This is a genomic window from Rhodosalinus sp. (assembly GCF_041685465.1).
GTDB lineage: Bacteria > Pseudomonadota > Alphaproteobacteria > Rhodobacterales > Rhodobacteraceae > Rhodosalinus.
Genome location: NZ_JAWLFS010000164.1, coordinates 1 through 6805, shown reverse-complemented (window position 1 = coordinate 6805; position 6805 = coordinate 1). Strand labels below are relative to the sequence as shown.

General features: G+C 72.9%; 9 protein-coding genes and 1 pseudogene. 4 read left to right on the top strand and 6 right to left on the bottom strand.

Annotated elements, in window-relative coordinates; genetic code table 11:
• On the top strand, positions 1–678 hold a 678-nt coding region (locus ACESL7_RS11150), incomplete at its 5' end, for an amino acid--tRNA ligase-related protein (RefSeq protein WP_372893396.1).
• Positions 679–927: 249 nt separating this feature from the next.
• Here the strand turns inward: ACESL7_RS11150 and ACESL7_RS11145 are convergent.
• Positions 928–1641: a response regulator gene (locus ACESL7_RS11145; protein WP_372893395.1), complete on the bottom strand. Its 714-nt coding sequence runs from the start codon at positions 1639–1641 to the stop codon at positions 928–930.
• A gap of 156 nt (positions 1642–1797) precedes the next feature.
• Between ACESL7_RS11145 and mce the strand changes: the two genes are divergently transcribed.
• The gene (gene mce / locus ACESL7_RS11140) at positions 1798–2202 is read left to right on the top strand and encodes a methylmalonyl-CoA epimerase (RefSeq protein WP_372893394.1); all 405 of its coding nucleotides are present in this window, start codon (positions 1798–1800) and stop codon (positions 2200–2202) included.
• A gap of 27 nt (positions 2203–2229) precedes the next feature.
• Positions 2230–2517, top strand: a complete 288-nt coding sequence (locus ACESL7_RS11135) for a DUF1467 family protein (protein WP_372893393.1) — start codon at positions 2230–2232, stop codon at positions 2515–2517.
• A gap of 3 nt (positions 2518–2520) precedes the next feature.
• On the opposite strand, the gene ACESL7_RS11130 is transcribed toward ACESL7_RS11135, so the two are convergent.
• Together ACESL7_RS11130 and ACESL7_RS11125 are read right to left on the bottom strand one after the other, a co-directional pair.
• Complete coding sequence (locus tag ACESL7_RS11130) at positions 2521–3225, bottom strand: EI24 domain-containing protein (RefSeq protein WP_372893392.1); 705 nt, start codon at positions 3223–3225, stop codon at positions 2521–2523.
• Positions 3210–3788: a nitroreductase family protein gene (locus ACESL7_RS11125; protein ID WP_372893391.1), complete on the bottom strand. Its 579-nt coding sequence runs from the start codon at positions 3786–3788 to the stop codon at positions 3210–3212. Before ACESL7_RS11125 ends, ACESL7_RS11130 begins: the two co-directional genes overlap by 16 nt.
• Before the next feature lie 108 nt (positions 3789–3896).
• Between ACESL7_RS11125 and radC the strand changes: the two genes are divergently transcribed.
• Positions 3897–4658: a RadC family protein gene (gene radC / locus ACESL7_RS11120; protein ID WP_372893390.1), complete on the top strand. Its 762-nt coding sequence runs from the start codon at positions 3897–3899 to the stop codon at positions 4656–4658.
• Between the two features lie 221 nt (positions 4659–4879).
• Here radC and ACESL7_RS11115 read toward each other — a convergent pair whose 3' ends face one another.
• The 3 genes and pseudogenes from ACESL7_RS11115 to ACESL7_RS11105 form a co-directional block, all read right to left on the bottom strand.
• The gene (locus ACESL7_RS11115; RefSeq protein WP_372893389.1) at positions 4880–6058 is read right to left on the bottom strand and encodes an acetyl-CoA C-acyltransferase family protein; all 1179 of its coding nucleotides are present in this window, start codon (positions 6056–6058) and stop codon (positions 4880–4882) included.
• A gap of 73 nt (positions 6059–6131) precedes the next feature.
• On the bottom strand, positions 6132–6515 hold the full coding sequence (locus tag ACESL7_RS11110) for a hypothetical protein (protein WP_372893388.1): 384 nt from the start codon (positions 6513–6515) through the stop codon (positions 6132–6134).
• Between the two features lie 142 nt (positions 6516–6657).
• Positions 6658–6805, bottom strand: a pseudogene (locus ACESL7_RS11105) (aspartate-semialdehyde dehydrogenase); the annotation flags it as partial.

The window sequence follows — 6805 nt, the reverse complement described above, 5'->3', positions numbered from 1 at the left end:
GAGGCCGCCGGCCCCCTCGCCAAGAACATCGGCCCCGAGCGGACCGAGGCGATCCGGCGCCAGCTCGGCCTCGGCAAGGGGGACGCGGCCTTCTTCCTCGGCGGGCGGCCGAAGGACTTCGAGGGGGTGGCCTCCCGCGCGCGCGACGTCATCGGGCGCGAGTTGGGCCATCTGGACGAGGGGCGCTTCGCCTTCGCCTGGATCGTGGATTTCCCGATCTACGAGAAGGATGCCGAGACCGGCACGATCGACTTCGAGCACAACCCCTTCTCCATGCCGCAGGGGGGGATGGAGGCGCTCGAGGGCGACCCGCTGGAGGTGAAGGGCTGGCAATACGACCTGACCTGCAACGGCTACGAGGTCGTCTCGGGCGCGATCCGCAACCACAAGCCGGAGGTCATGCTCAAGGCCTTCGAGATCGCCGGCTATTCGGAGGCGGAAGTGCGCCGCCGCTTCGGCGGGCTTTTCACCGCCTTCCACTACGGCGCGCCCCCGCACGGCGGCTGCGCGGCCGGCATCGACCGGCTGGTGATGCTGCTCGCCGACGAGATCAACATCCGCGAGGTCATCCCCTTCCCGATGAACCAGCGGGCCGAGGACCTGATGATGGGCGCCCCCTCCGAGCCCTCGGCCGAACAGCTCATGGAGCTCGGCCTCCGCGTGATCCCCAAGGAGTGAGGCCACGGGCGTCCGACGGGGGCCTGCTTGCGCGGCCCCGGCTGTCTCGTCCCTGCCCTTGCGTCGGCCAGCGACCGGAGACCCGTCAGCACCTCCGGATCGTCAGTGCCGATCTGACGGGCGCTGACCACCTCGTGTGGGCAACACCCCGTGGTCGGGCGCGGCTGTGCCTTGCGGCCCCGACACTGCGGGACATGTACTGTCTGCACTTCGTCCCGATGGCTTGCACCGGGGCGTGATCCCGCCTCCTCAGATCGCCGCCCGTTCGGTGAGCCGCTCCTGCACGAGGCCCGCGACCCGGGCGAGGGGGCTGCCGGCGGGACGGCCGCTGCGGCGGGCCTCGGCCAGCGCGGCGGCGGCCTCGGAGAGCGGCGCGTCGCCCGCGCTCTCTGCGAGGCCGCTCAGGAACTGCACGAGATAGGCGAGCGACGCCTCCTCCATCTCGCCGCCGATGATCTCGGCGGCATGGGCGAGGTCGTCGCGGTAGAGCGCGGGGTCGGGGCGCAGGTCCTCCGGCGCGGCCTCGTCGTAGCAGGCGCGCGCACGGTCCGGGAGCCGGTTCAGCACCGCGGCCTGAAACGCGGCGAGCGAGCCGATCGGCTTTTCCAGAAAGCCGTCCGCGCCCGCGGACGCCGCCTCGCGCGCGCGGGCCGGGTCGCCGCTCATGCCGAGCAGTACGGGAATGCGCGGCCGCGCCTCCGCCATCTCCGCGATCAGGGCGGCGCCGGTGCCGTCCGGGAGCCCCAGATCGACCAGCAGAACGACGGGCCGGTAGACGGCGAGATGCCGGCGCGCCGTGCGCAGGCTGTCCGCCCGGCGGATGCGCGCGCCGGATTTCAGGCAGAGCAGCCGCACCGCCTCCGAGGCGTAGCGGCTGTCCTCCACGACCAGCAGGGTCAGGCCAAGGAACGGCCGCGCGGCGGTGGGCAGCGGGGCGGCGGCGAAGGGGGCGATCTCGTCCATCTCGGGCTCCTATCGGTTGGCGCGCGCCCACTCTCCGCCCCTCGGGGTGAAGGCGGGGTTAACCACGCCGTGGCCCCGGGTGCGGCGCGCTGCCCCTTGCGGCCCGCCCGCCCGGCGACGCATAACGCGCCAAGCCGAGCCGAGGAGAGCCTGCCCATGATCGGACGCCTGAACCACGTCGCCATCGCCGTCCCCGACCTCGAGGCCGCGGCCGATCAGTACCGCGGCGCGCTGGGCGCGACCGTCGGCGCCCCGCAGGAGGAGCCCGAGCACGGCGTCACGGTGATCTTCATCGAGTTGCCCAACACCAAGATCGAGCTTCTGCACCCCCTTGGGGAGGACAGCCCGATCGCCGGGTTCCTCGCCAAGAACCCCGCGGGCGGCATCCACCACGTCTGCTACGAGGTGGAGGACATCCGCGCTGCCGCCGACCGCCTCGCCGAGAGCGGCGCGCGCGTGCTCGGCGACGGGGAGCCGAAGATCGGTGCGCACGGCAAGCCGGTGCTCTTCCTGCATCCGAAGGATTTCAACGGCTGCCTCGTCGAACTCGAAGAGGTCTGAGCCGCCCGCGCCCGGAAAGGAACGCCCATGTCCATCGCCTCCGCCGTCGTGCTCTACGCAGTCCTCTGGTTTCTCGTGTTCCTGACGGCGCTGCCGTTCCGCATCCAGACACAGGGGGATCTCGGCAACGTGGTCGAGGGCACCTCCGCCGGCGCGCCGGAGCACCATCACCTGAAGCGCAAGGTGGTGATCTCCACGCTCGTCGCGGCGGCCCTCTGGGCCATGCTGGCGGCGGTGATCCTGTCCGACGCGATCACGGTGCGCGATATCGACATGTTCGGTCGGATGGGGCCCGAATCGCCGCTCGTGGAGTGAGCCTCAGCCGCGCCGCTCCAGCGCGTGGAAGATGTGCGTATAGGTCGCCGCGCCGAGGATCGGCACGACCAGGTTGAGCACCGGCACGGTGAGCGGCAGCGCCATCAGCACGCCGGCCGCCCAGATCGTGGGCAGATGCTTGCGCCGCAGCCGTGCGGCCTCCGGCCGGCCGACACGGCGCATGGCCGCGACGGTGAAATACTCCCGCCCCAGCAGCAGCCCGTTGACCGCGTAGAAGACCGGCAGCCCCCCGATCGGAAAGACCAGCGTCACGGCGAGCGCCACGACGTTGGCCACGATCAGCAGCCCGAAGGCCGCGGCCCCGTCGCGCAGCCCGTCGAGGACCGAGACCTCGTCCGCCGGCGGCAGCGCGGGGTAATGCCGCGCCTCCACCGCGCCGGCCACCTCCTCGAGGAAGATCGAGACGAAGGCCGCCGCCACCGGCACCATCAGGAAGACCGAAAGCCCGATCATCAGCGCCAGGAAGGCCCAGGACAGGACATCGTCCACCCAGGCGACCTCGCCCAGGAGCGGCAGCGCGACCGTGTCCCCGACGAGCGCGCCGACGCCCCAGACCAGAAGCGCCGTCAGCCCCGCCAGAAGCCCGAGGGTCAGCGCCAGCCCGCGCCAGAGCACCGCGCGGAACCGCCGGTCGCCGAGCTGCCCGAGCGCCTTCAGAAAGGCCGACAGGATCACTCCGAGAGCCACGTCACGATCCGGTCGAGATCGGGACGCGGGCGCTCGGGCGGCGTGGCGCGTTCGGCGCCGATGTGGATGAAGCCCGCGATGCGTTCGTTCCCGGCGAGCCCCAGCGCGGCCTCTGTGAAGGCCCGGTCGTGCGCGAGCCAGCCCGTCAGCCAGTTCGCGCCCCAGCCCGCCGCGAGCGCGGCGTTCAGGAGCGAGAGCGCCGCCGCGCCCGCGGAATAGGTCATCTCGAGCGCCGGGATCTTGTCGGAGGGCTTCTGCACCTCGATCACCGCGACGGCGAGCGGGCTTTCCTCGAACTGCTGCGCGGCCTTGGCGATTCCGGCGTCGTCATGGCCCTCCGCGACCGCGCGCTCGCGCGCGAGATGGGCGAGCCGGGCGAGCGCGCGGGGCTCCAGCACGACGAAGCGCCACGGCTCCAGCTTGCCGTGATCGGGCACGCGCGCGGCGGCGGCGAGCAGGCGGCGCAGCTCCTCCGCGGTCGGGGCGGGCGCACCGAGGGTCTTGGCCGGGCGCGAACGGCGCGTCAGCAGGAAGTCGAGCGCGGCGGGATTGGGCTCTGGCATCGCGGTCTCCGTCTCGGGGCGCGCGCCCTATCTCGGTCGGTCCGGACCCCGATGCAAGGGCGACGCGCGTTAACCGACCGTTCATCCGAATCCGGTCTGGTGAGGGCCATGACCCGCACCGCCTTCGCCGAAGCCGCCCTGCCGCTCTTCGACACCGACGAGGCCGAGGCCGCGCCGCCCGGCCCGTCGGCCAAACAGCCGAGCTACCTGCGCGACCACCGCGCGCGGCTGCGCGAGCGCTTCCTCGCCGGCGGCGCGGAGGCGATGCCGGATTACGAACTGCTGGAGCTCGTGCTCTTCCGCGCCATCCCGCGCCGCGACGTGAAACCGCTCGCCCGCGCGCTGATCGACCGCTTCGGGGATTTCAACGCCGTGGTCTCGGCGCCGGCCGAGCGGCTGACCGAGACGGAGGGCGTGGGGCCGGCCGTGGTCTGCGAACTGAAGATCGTCGAGGCGGCGGCGCACCGTCTCTCGCGCTCGCGCGTGCTGCGCCGGCAGGTCGTCTCGAGCTGGCAGGCGCTGATCGACTACTGCCACACGACCATGGCCCACCGCGAGACGGAGCAGTTCCGCGTGCTCTACCTCGACCGCAAGAACGTGCTGATCGCCGACGAGGAGCAGGCGCGCGGCACGGTGGATCACGTGCCCGTCTACCCCCGCGAGGTGGTCAAGCGCGCGCTGGAGCTGAACGCCTCGGCGCTCATCCTCGTGCACAACCACCCCTCGGGCGATCCCACGCCGTCGGAGGCCGACATCGCCATGACCGAACAGATCCGCCGCGCGGCCGAGGCGCTCTCGATCACGCTGCACGACCACCTCGTGATCGGCCGCGCGCAGGAGCTCAGCTTCCGCGCCGAGGGGCTGCTCTGAGCCGGCGCGCGCGGGAGGGACCGTGCACCGTTCGTTTCGATGCGCGACCGCCTGCGGCAAGGGGCCGGCGGCGCGTCGGACCGGCAGCCGGGGGCACAAGGGGGGCCAGCCCCCCGTCCGGCTGCGCCGGACTCCCCCCGGGATATTTGGTCCAAGAAGAAGGCCTTGGCGATGCGGGCGGCCGGGGGCCTGTGGCGTCGGCCCCGGACCGGCGACGGGCGTCAGAGCCGCTCGAGCGCCAGCGCGATCCCCTGCCCGCCGCCGATGCACATGGTCACCAGCGCGTAGCGGCCGCCGATGCGCTCCAGTTCGTGAAGCGCCTTGATGGTGATGATCGCGCCGGTGGCGCCGATGGGATGGCCGAGGGCGATGGCGCCGCCGTTGGGGTTCACCTTGTCCGGGTCGAGGCCGAGCGCGTCGGAGACCGCGAGCGCCTGGGCGGCGAAGGCCTCGTTCGATTCGACCACGTCGAAATCCGCGACCGAGAGCCCGGTGCGATCGAGGAGCGTGCGCACCGCCGGCACGGGGCCGATGCCCATGACCTCGGGCCGCACGCCGGCATGCGCGTAGCCGAGGAGCCGCGCCCGCGGGGCGAGGCCCGCCGCCTTCGCCGCCTCGGCGCGCGCCAGCACCAGCGCCGCGGCGCCGTCGTTGATGCCGCTCGCGTTGCCCGGCGTGACCGTGCCATCCTTCGCGAAGGCGGGCTTGAGCGACGCGAGCCCCTCGGCGGTGGTCGAGGGTTTCGGGTGCTCGTCCGTCACGACCTGCCGCGTCTCGCGCCTCACCTGCACCTCGACCGGCACGATCTGTTCTGCGAAGCGGCCCTCCTCGATGGCACGGCCGGCGCGGCGCTGGCTTTCGAGCGCGAAGGCGTCCTGCGCGGCGCGGCTCACGCCCTGTTCGGTCGCCACGTTCTCGGCGGTGACGCCCATGTGGCCGGTGCCGAAGGGGCAGTTCAGCGCGCCGAGCATCATGTCGCGCGCCTTCACGTCGCCCATCTTCGCGCCGAAGCGCTGTTCGGGCACGATGTAGGGCGCGCGGCTCATGCTTTCCGCCCCCCCGGCGAGGCCGAAGTCCGCGTCGCCCAGCGCCAGCGACTGCATCACCGAGACGATCGCCTGCGCGCCGGAGCCGCAGAGGCGGTTGACGTTCATCGCCGGCACCGTCTCCGGCACGCCCGCCTCCATCGCCGCGACGCGGGAGAGATACATGTCCCGCGGCTCGGTGTTGATGACGTGGCCGAAGGCGACGTGGCCGATCTGCCCGCCCTCGACACCCGCGCGTTCGAGCGCGGCCGCGGCCGCGGTGGCGCCCAGGGTGATCGGGGCCACCCCCGCGAGGGCGCCGCCGAAGGTGCCGATGGCGGTGCGCGCGCCGCTCAGGATGACGATGTCGTTCATGCTGTGTCCTCTCCCGCGAATCTGTCGCGCGGACCCTAGCCCGGCCAGTGCGGCGCGTCACGGCCGCGTGGCCTCAGCCCGGCGGCACGTCATCGTCCCACACGGCGAGGAGCGACCGCTCCCCCAGCCTGTCGAGCCGCGCGAGCACCGCGGCGAGCGCCACCGCATCCCCGGCCGCCGCGCAGGCGCAGGCATCGCGCGCGGCCCGCGCGAGCGCCTCCATGCCGAGTTGTTCGGCGATCGCCGCCATCCCGCGCGCGGTCCTGTGCAGGGCGTCGATATCCCCGGCCGACTGCGCCCGGCCGAGCCGCGCGAGGCGCACCGCGAGTTCCTCGAGCGCGCGGGTCACCACCGCTTCCCCCGCTTCCGGGCCGAGCTCCGCGAAAAGGCGCCTCAGGCGTTCATGGTTCAGCCGCGCGGGTTCCTCCCGCGTCAGCGCGATCGGTCGCTCCGCCACCGTGCTCACCCCGTCGTCACGCCCCCACGGCGGCGCAATCTGGGAGCTCTCCCTTTCCGGCGGGTTTCCGGCGCGGGGCGCTTTCCGGCGAATGCGAGACGAAAGCGCCCCGTCGCGCGCGCTCGCGCCCCGCCGCGCGCGCTCAGCCCTTCTTCAGGCAGCGGCTCCCGAGCGCCTCGGCGATCTGCACGGCGTTGAGCGCGGCGCCCTTGCGCAGGTTGTCGGAGACGCACCAGAGGTTCAGGCCGTTGTCGATGGTCGAATCCTGCCGGATGCGGCTGATGAAGGTG

What these genes read in the sequence shown, in the direction of transcription:
- ACESL7_RS11135 (WP_372893393.1), top strand. Translation starts at nt 2,230, where the DNA reads ATGTCCATCGCCTCCGCCGTCGTGCTCTACGCAGTCCTCTGGTTTCTC.
- ACESL7_RS11115 (WP_372893389.1), bottom strand. Translation starts at nt 6,058, where the DNA reads ATGAACGACATCGTCATCCTGAGCGGCGCGCGCACCGCCATCGGCACC.
- radC (WP_372893390.1), top strand. Translation starts at nt 3,897, where the DNA reads ATGACCCGCACCGCCTTCGCCGAAGCCGCCCTGCCGCTCTTCGACACC.
- ACESL7_RS11125 (WP_372893391.1), bottom strand. Translation starts at nt 3,788, where the DNA reads ATGCCAGAGCCCAATCCCGCCGCGCTCGACTTCCTGCTGACGCGCCGT.
- ACESL7_RS11145 (WP_372893395.1), bottom strand. Translation starts at nt 1,641, where the DNA reads ATGGACGAGATCGCCCCCTTCGCCGCCGCCCCGCTGCCCACCGCCGCG.
- mce (WP_372893394.1), top strand. Translation starts at nt 1,798, where the DNA reads ATGATCGGACGCCTGAACCACGTCGCCATCGCCGTCCCCGACCTCGAG.